Source organism: Floricoccus penangensis (assembly GCF_001832885.1).
GTDB lineage: Bacteria > Bacillota > Bacilli > Lactobacillales > Streptococcaceae > Floricoccus > Floricoccus penangensis.
Genome location: NZ_MKIQ01000031.1, coordinates 17,132 through 38,429, shown reverse-complemented (window position 1 = coordinate 38,429; position 21,298 = coordinate 17,132). Strand labels below are relative to the sequence as shown.

Sequence of the window (21,298 nt, the reverse complement as noted above, 5' to 3'; positions counted from 1 at the left end):
AGAGGCAGAATTTGTATTTAAAGGATGGGAAAATAGAGATTAAAGGGTTAACTGGAGGACAAGTAAAAGAACTATATGATATTTCTTTTGGTTCAAAAGCTGATTTAGAATGGATGAAGTGGAACGGACCTTATTTTAATGACCCAATTTCAAATTGGGACGAGTTTGAGCATGGTTCTAGAAAAAGAATTAATGATGATAATTTCGGCTTGATTTATTGTGATGAAAAATTAGTAGGTACTGTTTCAGCATACTGGGAGGACGGGAATTTAAGAAAGTGGTTGGAATTCGGTCTTGTAATTTATAATCAAGATGATTGGAGTAAAGGAATAGGAAGAGCTTCACTGACACTGTGGATAGAATATCTTTTTGACCTCTATCCCGAACTTGAAAGACTTGGATTTACTACTTGGTCAGGTAATAAAGGTATGATTAGATTGGGGCAAAAATTATCTATGACACAAGAAGCCAAGATTCGTAAAGTTAGATTTTACCAAAATAAATATTATGACTCGATTAAATTTGGAATTTTGAGGAGTGAATGGGGCTATCTAAATAGTTCAAAGGATATTGAGCTTGTTGAAGTTGATAACTCCAATATTGATGATATTTTAGAGCTTACTGTTAAAGAAGAGCAGAAAAATTTTGTGGCTGATGTTCCAAGGAGCCTAGCATACGTATATGCTAATAGAGAAGAGGCGCGTGCGTATGGTATTTATGTAGGAAAAGAATTGATTGGATACGCTTCTATTTCTTATATTGCAGAGCGGATGATGTATACTATATGGCATTTTTTCATAGATAGTAATTTTCAAGGTAAGGGGTACGGTAAAAGAGTACTTCAGGAACTAATCACTTATATCAAAGTTTTATCTGTAAATTTGACAAACAAGATGTGCTTGACGGTGGAAGAAGAAAATATTCTAGCTATCGGTCTCTATGAGTCACTTGGGTTCGTAAATACATACGAGCGTGATGAGGAAGACGAATTTATAATGATTTATGAGTGGGAGTAAATATGAAGATTGATTATAGATTAGCTTGTATTGGTGATGAGGATGCAATTTCAAAAGTTCATGTTGACGCTTGGAGAGAAGCATACATAGGGATTGTAAATCAAGAATACCTTAATAATCTTAAGTATGAAGACAGAAAGGAAATGTGGACTAATAATCTTAAATACTCAGAGATACCAATATTTTTAGCGGTAGATGAGGATGATAATATTATTGGTTTTTCTTCAATTGAAATACGTGATGGAAAAAGTTATTTAGCAACACTCTATCTTCTTGAAAAATACCATAAAAATGGTATTGGACAAATTCTACTTGATCAAGTGCTAAATTATGCTAAAAGTAAAAAATATCAACAAGTTTATCTTGAAGTGTTAGCTGAAAATCCAACAGTTTCTTTTTATCAAAAAAATAATTTCAAAATTATCAATAGTAAGTTTTTTACAAGATCTGATGAAAAAGTAGAAGAATATGTGATGAAACTAGAGATATAAAAATTTTATTTAATTCATTTCTACAATTATTATTTAGTTAATAAAAATAACATTTTAATATAAGTTTATTTTTGCATAAATTTTATTTATTTGTTATCCTTTCCTTAAGAAGGGAGATTTTAAAATGAAAAAAACAAAAATTTTAACAATGACTCTTGCAGCAACATTTCTTGCATTTGGTCTTGCAGGTTGCTCTCAAAAGGAGAAAACTAGTGGTGATTTAGTAAAAGAAAGCGATACTGTGGTAGCAACTTCAGATAGTTCAGGGAATGTAGCAGCAGGTGTTGAATCAGATTTTTCTAAGATTGGTGATTTTGAAGAAGTAGCAACTGATAGTAAGAATCCTAAAGTAAAAGATACTTATGAATTTGCTTTAGATTACAAGGATGCATCATGGAAAGATGTTGTGCTTAGTATCGATGGAGCAAAAGTTGTAGATACTGAAAAATTCAAAGAAGGTGATGATGAGGTTGAATACTCTGGTGCATTAGCTCTTCATTATTCATTTACAAATGATGGAGATAAAAAAGTTAAACTTCATCCAGAAGATGCAACAATTATTCTTGAAGACGGTACTGAAATAAAAGCTACATCATTTAGAAATACACTATCAAGTGCTTTCTCAAAAGGTGATAAAGAAGGATATATTCATTTTAAATTTGAGAAATCTGACTCTTATGACCTAGCAAAAATTAAATCAATAAATATTTCGTTTAAAGCTACTGCGGAAGGTAACGATAACGAGAAAGAAGAACATGAATTCAATGCAGTTTTAGATCCTAAAAAATAGTTTATCAAATTAACAAAATAAAATAATAAGAAGGACTGGGTTAATTGGGACCAAGCCTTTTTATATTTAATAATATTTTTGTGAATAATTGCAATAACACTTTTATTGAAAATATATCGTTTATAATTAGATTATAAAATTAAATACTGGGTTATTAAATTTCATACTTTGAAATTTTTCCAATAAATTTCACAGAGCTTTGATTTTGAAAATTCATCCCAAAAACATATTCCATTCCTAAAGCTTTGTTCATTGTGGCATCATCATTAACTATATATATGTATTCCTTATTTTCTATAGAAAAAAGAATAATATCGTTTTCATGAATGCTACTTGTTTTGTCCAAATAAAGTAAATCACCATGCTTAATATAAGGTAACATAGAATTTCCTATTACTTGGACAACTGATTTTTCTAACATATTGCAATGTTCTAAATCAGCATAGAAGACTTCTTTGAATACATTGCGGAATACTTGAGCAGTTGATGAAATGATATATCCACATATATATATATCTTGATCAAATTTATCATTAGTATCATAGTTATTTTGATAGAGAGAAAATTGTGATTCAATAAGCTTACACTTTTGAATATTGAAAAAATCAGCCATCAGATCTATTTTATCCATCCGAGGATAGGTTTTACCGTTCACCCAATCAACTACAGTCGTATATTTAACATTTATATGCGATGAAAATTGTTTGACATTTAATTTATTTTTTTTAAGATATCTCTTTAAGTTTCTTGATAATATTTGTTTATTTTTAACATTAGACATTTTTAATTTCCTTCTCTGGCGAATATATACTTCTTGTTCATACAAGTATTACTTAAAATTATGAAAAAAAAAAGTCAAAGACACCAAAAATTATTCACCTAAGTTGACAATACGGTAAAACCGTAATATAATGTTTATGGATACAGATGTCGATTGCAACAAAAAGACCCTAATTTCTCCCTACAAGAAATTAGAGTCAATGAATGATAGTAGTTCTTTGTGTAATGGTTTTTATTAAAAACCGACAATCTAATTTGTAAATTACTTATTTCCAATTTTAATATTAATTGTTCATGATATACATTTTTGTTAAGTGTGAGTGATAAATTTTGAGTAGGATTAATAAGTAGTTATACCAATTTATTAAGATCAAACATGCTTCATATTTATTTCTCCCAAAATAACATGATATGAAAAATATTTGATTCTAAATAATACTTGGAAATGAGTAGTTATTATTTTCCTTGTTTTATTCTGATTATATATATATTTCTTTCCCCCAAAAGCGATATAATTATAATTGAAATATTTGTTTATGTTTACTTTAAGTTTGTTTATGTTTAATATAAATGGATACTTCATGACAATAAAAATTAAAATAGGTAGTAGTAGTGATTTTAATTTCAGTTCATAAATCACCTCCTTTTAGTGTGGTTTTTGAATATCACAAATTTATTTTATCATCAATATCTACTATCGTCAAAATATTACTGCAAAAATTAGCTCTTTGAGATTCTCTGAGTTTATTTTTGCATTTTTTTTTGTTATTTGCTAACCTGTGCTTATGAAGGGGGAAATAAAAAAAATGAAGAATACAAAGATTTTAACTTTGACTTTTGCAGTAACAGTTTTAGCTTTTGGCTTAGCTGGATGCTCAAAAAAAGAAACTACAACTGGACAGTTAGTTCAGGAGAGCGATACAGTTGTTACAACATCGGACAGTTCAGGAAATGAAGCGGCAGGTGTCGAATCTGACTTTTCAACCGTGGGCGATTTTAAAGAAGTAGCAACAGATGGAAAAAATCCAAAAATCAAAGATACATTTACATTTGACACGAACTATACTGATAATTCATGGAAGAATGTAGAATTTTCAATTGATAAAGCAAAAGTTGTAGATACTGAAAAATACCAAGAAAATGATGATGAAACTACATATACTGGAGCTTTATCACTGCACTACGAATTAAAAAATGATGGAGATAGTGAAGTGAAACTTCATCCTGAAAGTGCAGTAGTTATATTAGAAGATGGTACTCAAGTTAAGGCAGAATCTTTTAGAAATACATTATCGAGTGCTTTCTCAAAAGGAAAAAAAGAGGGATATATTCAATTTAAGTTTAATAAATCTGACTCGGATGATCTTTCAAAAATTAAAGAAATAAATGTTGATTTCAAAGGTAAGACAGTTGGTGACGACAAAGAAGATGTTGATCACGAATACAAAGCTGATCTAAATACTACTAAAGATACTGCAGATACTACCAAAGAAACTAGCAACTAATATAAGTATAATTTTGTGAATAAAAATTATCAGAAATAGAGGCATTTATTGAATTATCATTAAATGCCTTTTTGAAAAAAATGATAAATTATTTTAAAACTAATAATTTTCTTATGAATTCAAATACAAGGGGGAAAGTAAATGAATAAAGCAAGAAAATGTATAGAGGAAAGATATTTTAAAAATTTAAAGGAAAAACCCGAAGTATTTGTAGGTGTTGAGCTTGAATTTCCAATTGTAAATATGATTGGAGGAGCAATTGATATTGAAACAGTACTGTCTTTAATGGATATGCTTGTATCAGAGAAAAATTTCTCTGTTGAAAAAGTTGATGAGCAAGGTAATCCTATTCAAATTATAGCCGATAGATATGATGATCGTATACTATTTGAAGTTGGATATACAATTATTGAATTTGCTTTTGACAAGGCTAAAAATATTAATGAAGTTAACGAACGATTTCAAGAATATTTTGAAATAATCCAATCGTATTTGAAAGATTTCCATCATATGTTAACGGGTCTAGGAATTAATCCATGGTGGAATACTAACAACTCGAAATGTGTTAGTGACCCATATTATAAAGTTTTAGAAAAATATATTGAGATGGCCAAAAACCATCCGCATATGCATCCATACGAAAGATGGACTACATTTGTTCAGAGCAACCAAGTTCAGATTGATGTAGGCAAAGATAATTTAGTTGATGTATTGAATGTCTTTAATAAAATTGAAGTTGTAAAAGCTTGGTTATTTGCCAATTCATATTTTTGGAAGAAAGATATGAATACTGGTATAGCTCGTGATTTTCTTTGGGAAAATTCAACTCATAAGCTTGTTAAAGATCAAGTTGGACTTTTTAAAAAAGATTTTTCATGCATTGAAGATGTAATCGATAATTTTATGCATACGGCGATTTTTAATATTGAACGAAATGGGAAGATTTATTATATTGAACCGTTAACTGTAGAGGATTATTTTGGACGAAATGAGGTATATGCCTATGATTGTGATGGAAATAAAATTATTGTAAATCCTGATTATAGAGATATATTGAGACATAGGACATTTCAGTACGAAAGTTTGACAAAAAGAGGGACCGTTGAATTTAGAAGTGTATGTACTCAGCCTATTTCCGATACATTTGCACCTACAGCCTTTCATTTAGGAATATTTGAAAATTTACAAGCTGTTAAAGATTTATTGGAAGACAATTTTTTCTTCAAAATTTATGGTGAAGATATAGTTACTTTAAGAAGAAAGTTTTCTAGATTAGACTTATCTTGGATTGAAAAAAATGAGATACGTGCTTTTTCTAAAATGATACTTGATTTAGCACAGGAAGGTTTGAAATCTAGAGGACTCGCAGAAGAACAATATCTAGAGTCTTTATATAGAAGAATTGACACTTCAACAAATCCAGCAGAATATGGTGTAAAACTTTTTAAAAGGGGTTATACTCTGACAGAAATTGCTGACGAATTTGCATTTTTATAATTAATTAATTGGGGGTAATTAAAATGAAAAAAAATAACAAAAAATTTGATCCGTATAACTTTGAGTCAATAAATAATTATGAAAGCCACAGTGATTTAATCAAAGGTGGTAAACAGATAGGGAAGAAGACAAAAAAGAAGGATGTAGGTGATTACAAAGTACAGAAAAGAAATGTATTTGACATCTTAAAAGTACGAGAAAAGATGCTTGTAAAAGAGTTACTACCAGTTAAATACAAGCGTATGTCTAAAGATACATTTGCCTTCTTCCGTGGAACTGCAGATGTTATGGATTATGACTTGAAGAATGGATATCAATCTACAATTGAAGCAATTATATGTGGGGATGCTCACTTAGCAAACTTTGGTTTCTATGCATCAAAAGATCGACAATTATTATTTGATGTAAACGATTTTGATGAATCACGTGTAAATATGTGGGAATATGACTTAAAACGTTTCTTAGTTAGTGCACTTCTTGTAGCTGAACAACAGCATCTACCTAAGGATCATACAAAAAAATGTCTACAAGATGCTGTTAAATCATATAAAAAAGCGTTGCAAAACCTAGCTGCATTACCTGCAACTGACAGATTATTACTTTCTAATACAGTTGATAATATTGTAAATACATTTGGAAATATTAAAAATAAACACACAAAAAAATTACTTAAGAAGACAGTTAAAACTGCATTGACTAAAAACTCTGAATATACAGTTAAAAAGCATACTAAAATTGGAAAAGATGGTAAACGTAAATTCGTAAGAAATCCTCCAGTTACAAAAGCTATATCTAAAACTGATTATTCAAACATCATGAAGGGATATAAAGATTACTGTAAACAGAGTGAAAGTAATATTGAATTATTCCTTCAACAATGTAAGGTAGTTGATATTGTTCGTCATAGTGTCGGAGTTGGAAGTGTTGGTACATTATGTTACCTAATGCTTTTACAAAACTATGATGGAACATACTTTATTCTACAAGTTAAGCAGGCCTTACCAATTACTGATGGTAAGACAGTATATTCTGACAGCAAAGATGCCGGTACAAACATTGTAAATAGTCAATATATTTTACAATCTGCATCAGATCCGTTCTTAGGTAAGTTCAATATTGCTGGTAAGAGTTTCTATGTAAGACAATTTAAGGACATGAAAGGTTCAATTGATCTTACAAAACTAGATTGGGATTCGTTTAAAGAATATGTAGATGTTTGTATAATTATACTTGCACATGCACATTCTCAGTCTCCAAAATTTCCAATGATAATAGGGTATTTAGAGAGTCATGATTGGATGGAGAAAAAATTTGTTAAGTATTCTAAAAAATACAAAAAACAAGTTGAGGCTGACTATAAAGACTTCTTGAAAAGGTTGAAGAAAAATGGATAGGTCTTCATTTTCAAAATACTACAATCGGGACATGAGCTGGTTACTCTTTAATAAAAGAGTAATCAGCCAGTCATACGATGCAACAATACCCTTGCTAGAAAGATTGAAGTTTCTTGCAATTGCATCAAAAAATCTTGATGAGTATTATAGTGTAAGAATTCCTGGGATTCAGGAGATAATAAATTTAGTACCTCAGGCACGAGATAATAAGACCGGTTTTTTCCAAAAAGATATTTTAGATAGTGTATGTGAGAGAAATAGAAAAAATATTGATATTCAGTATATTAATTACCAACAATTAATTGATATTCTGGATGACAATGAAATTTTTTCAATTAAAAAAATTGCTGACTTACCAACTGATTTAAAGGGAAAGGCTGATAATTATTTCAATGAAAATATTTTTCCTTGCCTTACTTGTACTCAGTTTAGTCATTATCATACAAAACCTAAATATGTTGATGGTGATTTGAATATTTATGTACGATCATTTAATGAAGATAAGGAAATTACAACAATAATTCCGATTTCTTCAAAAGTTGATCGATTAATTCCGATTTCCGATAATAATTTCATTCTATTAGAAGATTTAATTTTAAATAATCTCTCTAAAATACTTCCTAATAATAAAATTATTGTAAAATTTGTTTTCCGTACAACAAATACTAAAGGAACAGAAATTGACAATGATATTGGTATTGCTCTTTTAAATAGAATAAAGTTAAATATGGATAAGGAGGGTTCAGATTCTAAACCCGTTAGGCTTGAATTTGCAGGTGATGATATAAATTATCATTCTACAGATATTGAGATATTACTTGATATGTTGGATATCAATTTACAATCAAGTTATCTTATAAATGGTCCTCTTGACTTAACATTTCTGTTTAAGATAATTGATAAGTATTCAAAAATTTTTCCAGAATTAGCATATCAATCATTTGAACCTAATATTCCAAATGAGAACCAAGATATATTCAGAGATATTGACTTCGAAACAATCTTATTACAACACCCTTATGAATCTTTTGAGTATATAATTAAGATGTTAAATCAAGCAACTGAAGAGCCAGGGACGGTTGAAATTAAACAAATTCTATTTGATGTTCCTACAAACTCAAAAGTTGTAAAAAAACTAATGGCTGCAGCTAAAAAAGGAATCAAAGTTACAGTGGTAGTAGAATTTGATCACGATTCTGATGGTGATGATAATATTGATTTAATAAAACAATTAAGTGAATCTGGATGCACAGTCTATTGTAATAAGGATTGCCTTAAAACTCACAGTGAATTATTGCTAATCGAAAAAGAATCCTATGATGGCTTAAGAACCTATGTTCATATTGGCACTGGAAGTTATTGTGATAGCTCATCAGAAGTAGCATCTGATTTGTCAATTTTAACTTCTGATGAATCTTATGTTACTGATGTTGAAAACTTCTTCAATTATATTGTGGATGGATTGAATGTACCAAACTTTGAATTGATTTCAACTTCACCAGATACTTTGAAAAATATGTTATTGGACAAAATTAATGAAATGAAGATGCATTACCTTAAAACAGGAAAGGGAATGATTTTCTTAAAAATAAATGCTCTGACTGATCAAAGCATAATTGACTCATTATATAGTGCAGGTAGAACTGGCTTACCAATACGTATGATTATTCGCGGTGAATGTTGTATGAAACTAGGTATGTGTGGTAAAAAAGAAAATATTGTTATTTCAAGTATTATTGGACGATTTCTTGAGAATAGTGGTATTTATGGCTTTCTATCGGATAATGAAGATGATTTAGAGCACTCAGATTTCTGGATATCAACTGCAGACTTAACTGCTAATAATTTGATTGATAGGATTGATATTGCTACTCCAATTAAAGATGAAAAGCTTAAAGAAAAATTATCCAATATTATTAAAATATTGTCTGATGATCAAAAAAATTCATATTTTCTTGATAAAGCAGGTAAATACAAGAAAGCATATAATGTTACTTCTATAACTAATGCTGAACATGCTTCTGCTCAAGAAGAATTTATTAAATCTATAGAATCGAATAAACAAAAAGATGATGAAAGATATTTTAAACCGAAAAAGAAAAAAAGTCTCAGCATTTTGGGTATACGATTACTACAAATGTTACATCTATAAGTAAAATTATACGAGGTCAATTTGACCTCGTTTTTTTTGAAAATATACATAGTATTCAAGTGTTATAATAAGAACAAATAATATTATTAGGAGAAGTTAAAATGGATTATCCTGAAAAATTAGTTAAACAAATTTTAGCGGATACAAAGGACATGCCTCTAGAAGGATTCCTATCGGGACAAGGAAGCATTGAGCCTAAAGTCATGTTTGTTGGAGAAGCACCAGGACGAACAGAAATCGAAACCCATATTCCATTTAGCGGACAGGCTGGAAAGTGGTTAGATGAATGGCTTGAATCCATAAATTTGAAGCGTGATGATATCTATATTACTAGTGTAGTACGTTCTAGACCCTTTCACACTAGAAAAAAGTTAAATAAGAAAACTGGTGAATTTGCTTTTTCTCATCCAAATCGAACTCCGACAAAAAAGGAAATATTAATCCATGCACCTTTGATTGATTTTGAGATTGAATCTATTAATCCAAAAATTCTAGCGCCTATGGGTAATTCTGCCTTGCAAAGACTTTTGGGAAATCAGTATAAAATATCGGACTGGCATGGAAAAATATTTGATTCAAAAATACAAGTTTTAAATGATGAGGCGAATGGTTATCAACTCTCACAGGAAACATATAAGATTTTCCCACTCTATCACCCGGCAGCTATACTCTATAATGGAAAGCTAAAAAAAGAAATTGAAGACGACTGGCAAAAGTTGAAGAATAATTTGTAATTTCTTTATGTTGTATATAATATAATGTTTTTACGTGTTATAATATATTATATAAAATTCATAAGGAGTATTAACATAATGAAAAGGAAAATTGTCTCTCTTGCTATAGGTTTAACAGCTATACTTTTATTACAAGGGTGTGGTACAAAAAATGTAAGTACCAAGTCAAACTCAGAAGGCAAAGTTAGTACAGAATCAAACAAAGACTCTGATTCTAAAAAAGAAGGTCACTATAAATTAAAGGATTATACAAATCTAAATCTGCTAAATTCAGGAATCAATATTGAAAACTCGGGAAAAGCTTTTAATTACTATAAAAATTCTGACTCAGAAATCACCACACAGGTGACACAAGTGTTTTTTATGATTGTTACCGAGGATGGTAGTGCTGTAACAAAGGATAATGCTAAAGACTATGTGATTGAAAGTCAGGATCCAAAAGCAGGTACAGAATTTACTTGTGACAAAAATTATGGAACTAATTCTTTAGGAGAGGTCAGGCTAAAAGTTAAAAGAGTCGGTGGAAGTAGTGATGTAGAAAAGACAGAACAATCTTCTGCTAAAAAAGAAGATGAGAAACCAAAAGAATCTAAAGTTGATACTCCTACTAAAAAAGAAGATGAGAAACCAAAAGAATCTAAAGTTGATACTCCTGCTGTAACTGCTCCCGTATTTAGTCCAACAGATGTATCCAACAAGACTATTGAATCTATTAGGACTTATAATGATTACCTAGCTATGTATTATGCTATAATACAAGATTATTTAGCTAATTATGAAGAAGCGATTAAAGATACCGCACTTTATAGTCCAGATTCTATGGAGGATATGAAAAAACAATACGAAACGGCTTATGAGGAACAAAAGAAAGAATATGCAAGTATGGGAAATAAAAAACTAGTTGGTAAAAATGATTTAGTTAAATTCCTTAAAGATTACAGGGATGGTTTAAAAGAAATGACTAATTCTGTAAAAGAAAGTCTAAAATAAAAGTAGCACGATTAATCGTGCTATTCATTTTTATTGTGAAATTGATTTTATATACTACTTAATGTTTACAATAAAAAATTCTATTATCTATTAGTGAGCATATATAAAATCATCTAGGAGCAAGTATTATGAAAAAAATTATAGGAAATTCATTTATTTACATTGCATTAATTACTTTATATTCTTATTTTGAATTTATTATTAAGGATATAAGTACTGAAAGTAAATTAACATATATTTTAATAGTTGCTGCATGTATTCTATTTTGCTTGGTTATCTATTACATATACAAATATTTTTTAAGAAAAAATAATCCTTATCATTTTGAGGAAGAGAAGGTTACTAAATATAATATCAAATGGTTTATATTGTTTTTGATATCCGCTCTTTTGATTCAACATTTTGGTAGCTTGTTTGATCCTACAAATTCCAAAAGCCAGATTACATTTGTAGGGATTGCAATAACAGTTTTTGTGGCACCAGTCGTTGAGGAGCTAATTTGTAGAGGTATATTCTTTGCTTTTTTCTTAAAAAGAAAAAGTCAATATACTTCTATGTTTTTTATTTTACTTACCTCAAGTTTAATTTTTGCAATTCTACATTTAAGATACAATATAATTTCCTTCACAAATGTTTTATTAGTAGGTTTCATATTGGGATCAACTTATATTAAGACGAGAAAAATTATCTTTCCAATATTGATTCATATGATACTTAATCTAATTTCATTTTTCTAATTGCTGCTATAATAAATTTCTTTTTAGATAGAAATTTTGTCTTGATTATTATATTTATATTATTAGCATTGATGTTTTTGTATGATTTTTACAAGAGTAAATAATTTTAAGAAAAAAGACCAATTCGGTCTTTTTTTAAAGTATTATAATATATCAAAGAGTTTTCCAAATATAGCTTAATACCAAGTTAATTACTACTAAAATCATAAAGACAATTGCCCAACTTGTTTTATTTATTGAGATGAGTGCATAAGACACTATTGAAAATAAGAGCAGCTTGAGAATTATCAATGATATGCCTTCAAGACGATATGATAACTTCGGCGCTAAATAAATCCACCAGACAACAATAAACATCAATGGAATAACAATTGCTAAAGCTACTGATATTAATTTACTTGAAGACAAGTTAAAACACCAGTAAGATAAAATTATTATAGAATCTAGTTCTAATAAAAATGCTAGTTCATCATTTAATAATTTCATACATTTTACTTATTAAAAAGCGGTAAGTATTGACCATAACCTTGGCTTTCAAGGTCTTCTACTGGGATAAAATTTAGTGCAGCTGAATTTATACAATATCTTAAACCACCAAGTTCTTTTGGTCCATCGTTGAATACATGTCCCAAGTGAGAATCAGCTTCTTTTGACCTTACTTCAATTCTTTCCATTCCATGACTTTGGTCACGTTTTTCCTTAATATCTTTTCTATCTACTGGTTTTGAAAAGGCAGGCCATCCACATCCAGCATTAAATTTGTCCATTGAAGTGAAAAGTGGTTCTCCAGAAACAACATCAACATACAATCCTTCTTCGTAGAAATCATCATATTTACCAGTAAAAGGAGCTTCAGTTGCATTTTCTTGAGTAACAGCATATTCTGTAGGACTTAAATGTTTGATTAATTCTTCTTTGTTATTTTGCATTGCGTTACCTCCTGTTATTAATCTTATGATAGCAAATTAGTTTAAAAATACCATTATTTAGTATTGTAACCATCTTAAAACTTTTTTTGAAAATGCTATAATATAAATAACAGTCTTGGCACGTGCCAATAGTTAGGAAGTATGTATGTTTTCACTAATTAGATATGCAAAAAAATACAAAAAACAAATAATACTAGGACCTTTTTTCAAGTTTCTGGAAGCTATATTCGAACTTTTCTTACCACTATTAATGGCAGTCATGGTTGATGAAGGTATTTTAAAAAATGATTGGTCAAAGGTTCTTCAAATGACCTTTTGGATGATAATTTTATCTATTGCAGGGCTTGTGGCAGCAATTGTTTGTCAATACTATGCTTCAATTGCTTCACAGGGATTTGGGACAGAAATCAGGAATGAACTGATGAAAAAGATAAATAAATTGTCCTATAAAGAGATTAATGAATTTGGAACAGATACCTTGATTACAAGGATGACTAATGATATTAATCAACTGCAATTAGCGATGGCAATGTTTATTCGTCTTGTTATAAGAGCTCCGTTTTTATCAGTTGGCTCAGTCGTCATGGCTTTTTACATTGACTTCCAGATAGGACTAATCTTTTTAGCCCTTCTTCCAATTTTCTGTGTTCTTTTATATTTCATTATTAAAAAATCAATTCCACTGTATGCCAAAGTACAAGCAAAGCTTGATAGATTAAATGAGTTAGTTAATCAAAATCTATCTGGAGTTCGGGTAATTAGAGCTTTTGCTAGAAGAGATACTGAAAAGAAAAATTTTAATGAGGCAACTGATGATTTATCAAAGGAGTATTTACGTGTTACTAATATTTCTGCTCTTTTGAGCCCAGCAACAACCTTAATTATGAATATTGGAGTAGTGGCAGTATTTTATATTGGTGGTTATAAGGTAAATATTGGACACTTACAACAGGGACAAGTATTGGCTTTGGTTAATTATATGAATCAGATGCTACTAGCTCTCATAGTTGTTTCAGAACTTGTAGTAATTTTTACGAGGGCATACGCATCAAATAATCGTATTGAAGAAGTGCTGGCAACTGATATTTCGGTTAAGGAAGCAAGCAATGCTAAGGATGCAAGTGGAGAAGGAGATATTGAATTTGATCATGTTAACTTTAGATTCTCTGATGACTACGGACTTGCTTTAGAGGATATAAGTATTAAACTTCCTGCTGGTCAAACTTTGGGTATTATTGGCCCAACTGCAAGTGGAAAAACGACACTTACTCAATTAATTTCACGTTTTTATGATGTGTCGGATGGTTCAGTTAAGGTTAATGGCTTAGATGTTCGTGATTGGAAACTCCATGATTTACGTAAGGAAACGTCAATCGCACCACAAAAAGCAGTTCTATTTTCTGGAACTGTAAGAGAAAATCTTCAGTGGGGTAAGGCTGATGCTAGTGACCAAGAATGTATTGAAGCCCTTGAAATTGCGCAAGCCTTAGATTTTGTTGAAGCATTGCCAAATAAGCTTGATACTGAAATTTTTGAAGGTGGTAAAAACTTCTCTGGAGGTCAAAAACAAAGGCTTGCTATTGCGCGTGCGGTGATTGCCAAATCTAACATTTTAATTCTTGATGACTCTCTTTCGGCTCTTGACTACCAAACGGATTTACAGTTGAGAACAGCACTTAAGGGAATTGATAGTACTTTAATTATTATTTCTCAAAGGTTAAAATCAATTGAAGATGCAGACCAAATTCTTGTTTTAGATAATGGTCGAATGGCAGGATTAGGAACACATGAAGAATTAATAAGAACTTGTAAGTTATATCAAGAAATTGCAAAATCGCAAGAGGAGGAAGATGATGAAGAATAAAGAAAACAGTAATGCTTCAGCTCTTAAAAGATTCTTCCCATATATGACTAAATATAAGGTGGAAAATTTTTCAGCAATCATTCTTGGAATTGTATCAGGGATTTCATCTGTTTATATAACTAAAGAAATAGGGCATGCAATTGACCAAATGATGGGAGTTGGTCAGGTCAACTTTTCCAATCTTGCAAAAATAAGCATCCTATTTCTGATTTTGGTTGTAGTACTTGCTAGCACACAGTGGCTAATAAAAGTTTTAGGTAATCGAGTTGCCTATCTTTCTGTAGGTGATTTGCGTAAGGATACATTCTCACATCTAAATGACCTACCACTTAGTTACTATGATAGTACGCCACACGGTGATATTACGAGTCGCTTTACTAATGATATGGACAATATTTCACTAGCTGTTTCATCAGTTTATAATCAAGTATTCTCAGGACTTGCAATAATTATTATCGCTCTAATCACCATGCTACGTTCTAATTTAATACTGACAGCTGTCGTTCTTCTTTCAACCCCAATAATTTTTATTGTTTCATGGTTGGTTGCTAAATCTTCACAAGAAAACTTCTCTAAACAACAAGAGATGGTGGGGCAGATTTCTTCATTTATTAGCGAGCGAGTTGGTAATCAAAAGATAGTAGTAGCCTTTGAACAGGAGAAAAATAGTCAAGAAATTTTTGAAAAACTAAATAATCAACTTTATGATAAAGGACAAAAAGCTCAATTTTCTTCATCCTTGACTAACCCATCGTCACGTTTTGTTGACCACTTAGCTTATGTGGCAGTTGGTTTCACAGGTGCTTATCTAATTTTAGTTGCCAAGGCAGATATCACGGTCGGATTGATTTCCTCTTTTACCATTTATGCTTCACAATTCACGAAGCCGTTCATTGAGATTTCAGGAATTATCACACCAGTTCAGACCGGACTTGCTGGGATAGTCAGAGCCTTTTCAATTCTCGACCAAAAACCAGAAACACCTGATGATAATTTGCCACAACTAAATCAAGTAACTGGTAAAGTTGCCTTTGAAAATGTAGATTTTGCATATGTTTCTAGTCAACCACTGATTAGAGATTTTAATTTTTCGACACAGCCTGGTGAGAAAATAGCAATTGTTGGAAAAACTGGTGCTGGTAAATCTACGCTGGTAAACTTGCTTATGCGTTTCTATGATGTTGATGCAGGAGAAGTATCTGTTGATGGTCATGATATCAGACAAGTTACACGTGATAGTTTAAGGTCAAACTTTGGTATGGTATTGCAGGATACTTGGCTTTTTGATGGGACTATTAGAGAAAATCTTACCTATGGTAATGCGGATGCAACTGACGAGGAAATTTATAAGGTTCTGAAAGAATCTTACATGTTCGAGTTTGTTGACCGTTTACCTAAGAAACTTGATACAAGGCTTGGAGAACATGGAGTGAAAATATCTCAAGGTCAAGCCCAACTTTTAACTATTGCAAGAACCATGTTGAGTAAACCTAAGATGCTTATATTAGATGAAGCAACAAGTTCAGTTGATAGTCTGACAGAATCAAAAATTCAAGATGCTTTCCTAAAAATGATGGAAGGGAAAACAAGTTTCATCATTGCTCACCGCTTGTCAACAATCCGTAACGCAGATAAAATCTTAGTTATGGACAAAGGACAAATCGTTGAAATTGGAAATCATGAAGAATTACTGAAAAAACAAGGTGCTTATTACGATATATATAAAGCACAGTTTGCATCATAAAGAGAACCCCAGAAATCTAAAACAGATTTCTGGGGTTTTACATCTATTCAACATTTAATAAACTCACTGCTTTTTCTATATCTTCAGTTTTAAGCCTAATTACCTCAGTATTTCCAAGCTTATATTTATCCATCTCTTCAAATGGTACTTGATTTAACAAGCATTGAAGACACATTATTACTGCACTGTGAGTAACTACAAGGATATTTTCTTCTAAATTATTATCTTTAATAATATTTTCGACGGCAGGTAGTACTCTTTCTAGTAAGTCTTGGTATGATTCACCATTAGGACTTTTTTCTAATCTACGATTATGTAACCAAGTATCAAATTTTTTTGAATAATTTTTTTTAACATCTTTCCAAGTTTTGCCCTCCCAATCACCTAGATTTATTTCTTCAAGTCCAGTCATAATATGAAAAGGAATATCTAGTTCAATGGCAGAAATTTTAGCAGTTAGTTCAGCACGTTTTAAAGGGCTTGTATATATTCTTGATATATTAAATTCTCCGTTGGATAGACTATCAGCAAGTTCATGTGCTTGCTTGATTCCCTTAGTTGATAGTTCAATATCTTTACTTCCTTGGATTATTTTTTCTTCATTCCATGGTGTATGACCATGTCTAGTAAAGTATAGCTTCATATTCTCTGCACCTCATATTCTTATTAGAATAATTATATCTAAATAGGAGTGCTTTTTCATTAAAGAAAAAGCAAACAATTTACTGCTAAACTACTTAAAATTTGTCAGAAAGTTCAAAAAAACATAGAATAGTAATATGGAAGTACTTAATAAATTAATATTTTAAGAACGAAAGAGGATGATAATGGCTGAAAGAAAAATGATTTTACAAGGGTTTGAATGGTATCTACCAGCAGATGGAAGTCACTGGAAAACACTAGCAGGTAAGGCGGAGGAAATTAAAAACCTGGGATTTTCTGCAATTTGGTTTCCACCAGCAAATAAGGCTTCGGCAGGTATTAATGATGTCGGCTACGGAACTTATGATCGTTATGATTTGGGTGAGTTTGACCAGAAAGGTACTGTACCCACAAAGTATGGTACTAAAGATGAATATCTAGCCGCAGTTAGAGCGTTCAAAGACAAAGATATAGAAGTATATGCTGATATTGTTTTTAATCAGATGCTAGGTGCTGACGAGACCGAAACGGTTTCTGCTACTGCATATAGCTCAACTGATAGGAATGAAGAGATTAGTGGCCAAGAGGAAATCGAGGCTTGGACTAAATTTACTTTCCCAGGTCGTAAGGGTAAATATAATGATTATATTTGGACTTGGAAGAATTTTTCAGGTGTTGACTATGATGAACGTACAAAATCTCATGATATATTCAACTTTGCCGATCGTGGATGGGACCAAGACGTAGATAAAGAAAATGGTAATTATGACTATTTGATGGGATGCGATTTAGATATGAAGTATCCTGAGACAATTGAACAACTTGACAGGTGGGGAAAATGGCATTTAGAACTTACTGATATTGATGGGTACCGTTTAGATGCTTTGAAACATATTCAATTTGATTTTTTTGTTGACTGGCTTTTGAATCGTCGTACTGAAAAAGGTATTGATATGTTTGTTGTTGGCGAATATTGGTCAAACGATATAAGGGCACTTACTAACTACTTAAATTCATCAGGTAATGTGATTTCTCTATTTGATGTACCGCTTCATAATAATCTTTTTAATGCATCAAAATCAGATGGTCAATTTGATATGAGAAATATATTTTCAAATACCTTAACTGAAACCCATCAAGACTATTCAGTTACTTTTGTTGATAATCATGATACCCAAAAAGGACAAAGTCTTGAATCATGGGTTGAAGGATGGTTCAAAATTCATGCATATTCATTAATTTTACTTAGAAAATCTGGTATTCCAGTTGTATTTTGGGGTGATTTATACGGAATTCCCTCACAAGGAATTAATCCTGCTGGACAAGATTTAATCGATCTTTTGAAATTACGTGAAAAAATCCATTTTGGAAATCAAATTGATTACTTTGATGATGCCAACTGTATTGCATGGGTTCTTACAGGTGATTTGAGCGAACCAGATTCGGGTGTCGCAGTTATTATGACAAATGGCCCTGAAAATGAAAAAGAAATGACAATCAGTGCTATTCATAGGGGTAAGACTTTTGTCGATGTATTAAGAAATAATGATGCAAAAGTAGTACTAGATAATAATGGTAAAGGATTATTTCCAGTGGGTGGAGGACAAGTCTCTATCTATGTGCAAGAAACAGTAGCTCAACAAATATTTGATAGTCAAAAATAATTTTAATTAAGTATAATAAAAAATATGACGAAATTTATTCGTCATATTTTTTATGTAGATATATTTCACTTTAACATATATAAAACATACCTTCATAAACTATGAAAGTCTCATAAAGAGAATTGGATAAGGATAACCTTGTTCATCTAAATCACTTCGGTTATATACTTTAAAGCCCATGTGCTCATAAAAACCACGCGCTAAAGGATTTTGTTCATTAACTGTCAACTCGCGAATTTGATAGTTATCAATTCCATGAGTAAGAAGAAGTCGACCATTACCTTTTCCTCGAGCTTCATTAGCTACATATAACATTTTAAGTTTTTCTTTTTCAAGACCCATAAAGGCAATAAGTAGTCTATCATCATTTTCGACAATTAAAAGTGATGGAATTTCAACAATTGATTGTCTAACATTTCCTTTAATTTCCTCAAGTTCTCTTTGAGATAAGAATAAATGAGTAGCTCTTACTGAACTTTCCCATACCCTGATTAATTCCTGAATAAGGTGTGGCGTTCTATCTTGAATTTCAATAATCTTCATAGTATTACCTCCTAATATAAACTTATTATATCACTATAGAAAGAAATAGTAATTTATAAACTCGTCTAATTTTATAGTTGCATATGCAACTATAAGGTGGTAAAATATCAACAATCAACTATGATATATTACTTAAAATTTGAGCAAGCTTATTCTTATCAGCTTGATTAAGCTCTTTCAAAGAAGAGTTTACATAGTCACTTTCAAGATTAGCAACAACTTTTGCAGCCTCATTACCCTTGATAGTAGTAAAAAGTTGTTTGTACTTTTTATTTTCAGGATCCGTCCTCTTCTCGATATATCCAAGAACCTCAAGCTTTTTAAGTCCACGGCTTAGAGTGGTCTTGTCAATCTGAAGAAGATTTGAAAGGTCAACCTGATTAAGACCTTCATTTTCAGCAATCCTTAGCAAATAAAGAAAAAGATTATTATCAAGCCCTAAATCACGCACCAAACCGTTCATTTCAGTCGTAGCCTTGCGAGAAATCGAACCAAGTATTCTAAAAAGTTGAATATCATCCATAAGATTTTACCTTCCTAAGTTTTAACCCTATCTTATCATAAGTTCACAAAAAGGAGAATTACATGTGGCATAGTAAAAAATTAACAGAAATCTCAAGTTTAGATTTTTATAAAATAGAAAAATTAAGAATAGACACCTTCGTTGTCGAGCAAAAAAGAATTTTCCATGACCTTGATGACAATGATTTATCAGCCTATCATGTCTACTATAAAAATGAAGAAGATGAAGTCCTGGCCTACGCAAGAATCTTTGAACATGACGGGCACGTGACTTTTGGAAGAGTCGTGATAACTAGCGCCTCAAGAGGCTTGGGGCTGGGCAAAGAACTTACTCAAGAATTGGTTGAAGTCTATAAATCAAAATGGCCAGATAAGGAACTTATAATAGAAGCCCAGTCGTATGTTAAAGAGTTCTATCAGAAGAATGGATTTCAAACCTTTGGAGAAATTTTTATCCTTGAAGGAACAGAACATATAATGATGAAGTATATGGGGGAATAATCTATGCTAGGAATAATTTGTGGTTTATTAGTAATATTATCTGGAATAAGTCTCTTCATAGGAAATATTAAGAATTCTGGTAAAAAATAAATAATTTTCTTTTTCAATGTTGTATAATTAAAATATCGAATACATTGGAGAAATTATGGAAAGAATAGTAGCAATTATTGGTCTTATTTTATTGATTTTCACATTTGGAATGATGGTATATAGTTTCATCAATCCAGCAGTTGGTAGATACTGGATGGCAATCTTTTTTGCAGTCGCAGTCCTTCTTTTAATATTAATTAGAATTATCAATGGGAGTGAAAAATGATTAGATATGAATTATCAAATGAACAAGATAAGTTAGAGTTAAATGTATTATTTGAAGAAGCAAAACCATACTTTAATGAAGTGGAAGGAAGGGACCCTCTGCCACCACTAATTGATATAAATAAAATTATTCCAGAAATTCCCAAAGACAAATGTCACAGCCTGAGTATTTTCTACAAAGATAAGTTGGTAGGTTGGATGTGGATATTTGATGAAAGTGATGATTGTTACTACATCCTTCATATGTATATTGGTCTAGAATATCGTCAGAAGGGCATTGCTAAAAAAGTGATTGAACTTCTTGATGAAGACTATAGAAATAGAGGATTTAGTAGATCTGAGTTGTTGGTCTCAGGTTCAAATTATCAAGGTCTTAAATTTTGGACTGGGGTGGGTTATGATAAAATTACATTTATTGAGGCACCGGAAGAAGGTGCTGTTACAAGTTCTGTTGAACTCGGTTTATCCAAAAAGTTAAGATAAGAGGA

At 31.0% G+C, this 21,298-nt stretch carries 22 protein-coding genes; 16 read left to right on the top strand and 6 right to left on the bottom strand.

Annotation, left to right across the window (positions count from 1 at the left end; genetic code table 11):
- Positions 1-11 precede the first annotated feature (11 nt).
- The 3 genes from BG262_RS11010 to BG262_RS09650 all read left to right on the top strand — a co-directional run bounded on the left by BG262_RS11010 (position 12) and on the right by BG262_RS09650 (position 2,297).
- Entirely contained in the window at positions 12-1,016 is a 1,005-nt protein-coding gene (locus BG262_RS11010; RefSeq protein ID WP_070788693.1) for a GNAT family N-acetyltransferase, read from the top strand.
- Positions 1,017-1,018: 2 nt separating this feature from the next.
- Positions 1,019-1,507 (top strand): GNAT family N-acetyltransferase, encoded by a 489-nt coding sequence (locus BG262_RS09655; protein WP_070788692.1) that lies wholly within the window; start codon positions 1,019-1,021, stop codon positions 1,505-1,507.
- Between the two features lie 124 nt (positions 1,508-1,631).
- Positions 1,632-2,297: a hypothetical protein gene (locus tag BG262_RS09650; protein ID WP_070788691.1), complete on the top strand. Its 666-nt coding sequence runs from the start codon at positions 1,632-1,634 to the stop codon at positions 2,295-2,297.
- Between the two features lie 154 nt (positions 2,298-2,451).
- On the opposite strand, the gene BG262_RS09645 is transcribed toward BG262_RS09650, so the two are convergent.
- A complete protein-coding gene (locus tag BG262_RS09645; protein ID WP_070788690.1) occupies positions 2,452-3,078 on the bottom strand; it encodes a S24 family peptidase in 627 nt (208 codons plus the stop codon).
- Between the two features lie 805 nt (positions 3,079-3,883).
- Here BG262_RS09645 and BG262_RS09640 point away from each other — a divergent pair.
- The 7 genes from BG262_RS09640 (at position 3,884) to BG262_RS09610 (ending at position 12,086) form a co-directional block, all read left to right on the top strand.
- Positions 3,884-4,582: a hypothetical protein gene (locus tag BG262_RS09640; protein WP_070788689.1), complete on the top strand. Its 699-nt coding sequence runs from the start codon at positions 3,884-3,886 to the stop codon at positions 4,580-4,582.
- Positions 4,583-4,723: 141 nt separating this feature from the next.
- Positions 4,724-6,079, top strand: coding sequence for a glutamate-cysteine ligase family protein (locus BG262_RS09635; protein ID WP_070788688.1), 1,356 nt, complete (start codon positions 4,724-4,726; stop codon positions 6,077-6,079).
- 23 nt (positions 6,080-6,102) lie between these two features.
- Entirely contained in the window at positions 6,103-7,473 is a 1,371-nt protein-coding gene (locus BG262_RS09630) for a DUF2252 domain-containing protein (protein ID WP_070788687.1), read from the top strand.
- On the top strand, positions 7,466-9,625 hold the full coding sequence (ppk1, locus tag BG262_RS09625; RefSeq protein ID WP_070788686.1) for a polyphosphate kinase 1: 2,160 nt from the start codon (positions 7,466-7,468) through the stop codon (positions 9,623-9,625). The genes BG262_RS09630 and ppk1 overlap by 8 nt, the downstream gene beginning before the upstream one ends.
- A gap of 101 nt (positions 9,626-9,726) precedes the next feature.
- Entirely contained in the window at positions 9,727-10,359 is a 633-nt protein-coding gene (locus BG262_RS09620) for a uracil-DNA glycosylase (RefSeq protein WP_070788685.1), read from the top strand.
- A 78-nt stretch (positions 10,360-10,437) separates the two neighbouring features.
- Entirely contained in the window at positions 10,438-11,349 is a 912-nt protein-coding gene (locus BG262_RS09615; protein WP_070788684.1) for a hypothetical protein, read from the top strand.
- Positions 11,350-11,477: 128 nt separating this feature from the next.
- Positions 11,478-12,086 carry a CPBP family intramembrane glutamic endopeptidase gene (locus tag BG262_RS09610; RefSeq protein ID WP_070788683.1) on the top strand — a complete coding sequence of 203 codons (609 nt, stop codon included), beginning with the start codon at positions 11,478-11,480 and terminating at the stop codon, positions 12,084-12,086.
- Between the two features lie 153 nt (positions 12,087-12,239).
- Here BG262_RS09610 and BG262_RS10465 read toward each other — a convergent pair whose 3' ends face one another.
- Together BG262_RS10465 and msrB are read right to left on the bottom strand one after the other, a co-directional pair.
- Positions 12,240-12,572 carry a YrdB family protein gene (locus BG262_RS10465; RefSeq protein WP_083312975.1) on the bottom strand — a complete coding sequence of 111 codons (333 nt, stop codon included), beginning with the start codon at positions 12,570-12,572 and terminating at the stop codon, positions 12,240-12,242.
- A gap of 5 nt (positions 12,573-12,577) precedes the next feature.
- Positions 12,578-13,015: a peptide-methionine (R)-S-oxide reductase MsrB gene (gene msrB / locus BG262_RS09605; protein WP_070788682.1), complete on the bottom strand. Its 438-nt coding sequence runs from the start codon at positions 13,013-13,015 to the stop codon at positions 12,578-12,580.
- Positions 13,016-13,160: 145 nt separating this feature from the next.
- Between msrB and BG262_RS09600 the strand changes: the two genes are divergently transcribed.
- Together BG262_RS09600 and BG262_RS09595 are read left to right on the top strand one after the other, a co-directional pair.
- Positions 13,161-14,879, top strand: a complete 1,719-nt coding sequence (locus BG262_RS09600) for an ABC transporter ATP-binding protein (RefSeq protein WP_070788681.1) — start codon at positions 13,161-13,163, stop codon at positions 14,877-14,879.
- Positions 14,869-16,623: an ABC transporter ATP-binding protein gene (locus BG262_RS09595; protein ID WP_070788680.1), complete on the top strand. Its 1,755-nt coding sequence runs from the start codon at positions 14,869-14,871 to the stop codon at positions 16,621-16,623. The genes BG262_RS09600 and BG262_RS09595 overlap by 11 nt, the downstream gene beginning before the upstream one ends.
- Before the next feature lie 43 nt (positions 16,624-16,666).
- On the opposite strand, the gene BG262_RS09590 is transcribed toward BG262_RS09595, so the two are convergent.
- The gene (locus BG262_RS09590; RefSeq protein WP_070788679.1) at positions 16,667-17,266 is read right to left on the bottom strand and encodes a histidine phosphatase family protein; all 600 of its coding nucleotides are present in this window, start codon (positions 17,264-17,266) and stop codon (positions 16,667-16,669) included.
- 184 nt (positions 17,267-17,450) lie between these two features.
- Here BG262_RS09590 and BG262_RS09585 point away from each other — a divergent pair, with 184 nt between their 5' ends.
- Complete coding sequence (locus tag BG262_RS09585; protein WP_070788678.1) at positions 17,451-18,929, top strand: alpha-amylase; 1,479 nt, start codon at positions 17,451-17,453, stop codon at positions 18,927-18,929.
- 99 nt (positions 18,930-19,028) lie between these two features.
- Here the strand turns inward: BG262_RS09585 and BG262_RS09580 are convergent, their stop codons facing one another.
- Together BG262_RS09580 and BG262_RS09575 are read right to left on the bottom strand one after the other, a co-directional pair.
- Complete coding sequence (locus tag BG262_RS09580; RefSeq protein WP_070788677.1) at positions 19,029-19,472, bottom strand: GNAT family N-acetyltransferase; 444 nt, start codon at positions 19,470-19,472, stop codon at positions 19,029-19,031.
- Between the two features lie 118 nt (positions 19,473-19,590).
- Positions 19,591-19,995, bottom strand: a complete 405-nt coding sequence (locus BG262_RS09575) for a MarR family winged helix-turn-helix transcriptional regulator (protein ID WP_070788676.1) — start codon at positions 19,993-19,995, stop codon at positions 19,591-19,593.
- A 62-nt stretch (positions 19,996-20,057) separates the two neighbouring features.
- Between BG262_RS09575 and BG262_RS09570 the strand changes: the two genes are divergently transcribed.
- From BG262_RS09570 to BG262_RS09565, 3 genes are all read left to right on the top strand, one after another.
- The gene (locus BG262_RS09570; protein ID WP_070788675.1) at positions 20,058-20,495 is read left to right on the top strand and encodes a GNAT family N-acetyltransferase; all 438 of its coding nucleotides are present in this window, start codon (positions 20,058-20,060) and stop codon (positions 20,493-20,495) included.
- A gap of 145 nt (positions 20,496-20,640) precedes the next feature.
- Positions 20,641-20,811 (top strand): hypothetical protein, encoded by a 171-nt coding sequence (locus BG262_RS10795; RefSeq protein ID WP_158006670.1) that lies wholly within the window; start codon positions 20,641-20,643, stop codon positions 20,809-20,811.
- The gene (locus BG262_RS09565) at positions 20,808-21,293 is read left to right on the top strand and encodes a GNAT family N-acetyltransferase (protein ID WP_070788674.1); all 486 of its coding nucleotides are present in this window, start codon (positions 20,808-20,810) and stop codon (positions 21,291-21,293) included. Before BG262_RS10795 ends, BG262_RS09565 begins: the two co-directional genes overlap by 4 nt.
- Positions 21,294-21,298: the final 5 nt, after the last annotated feature.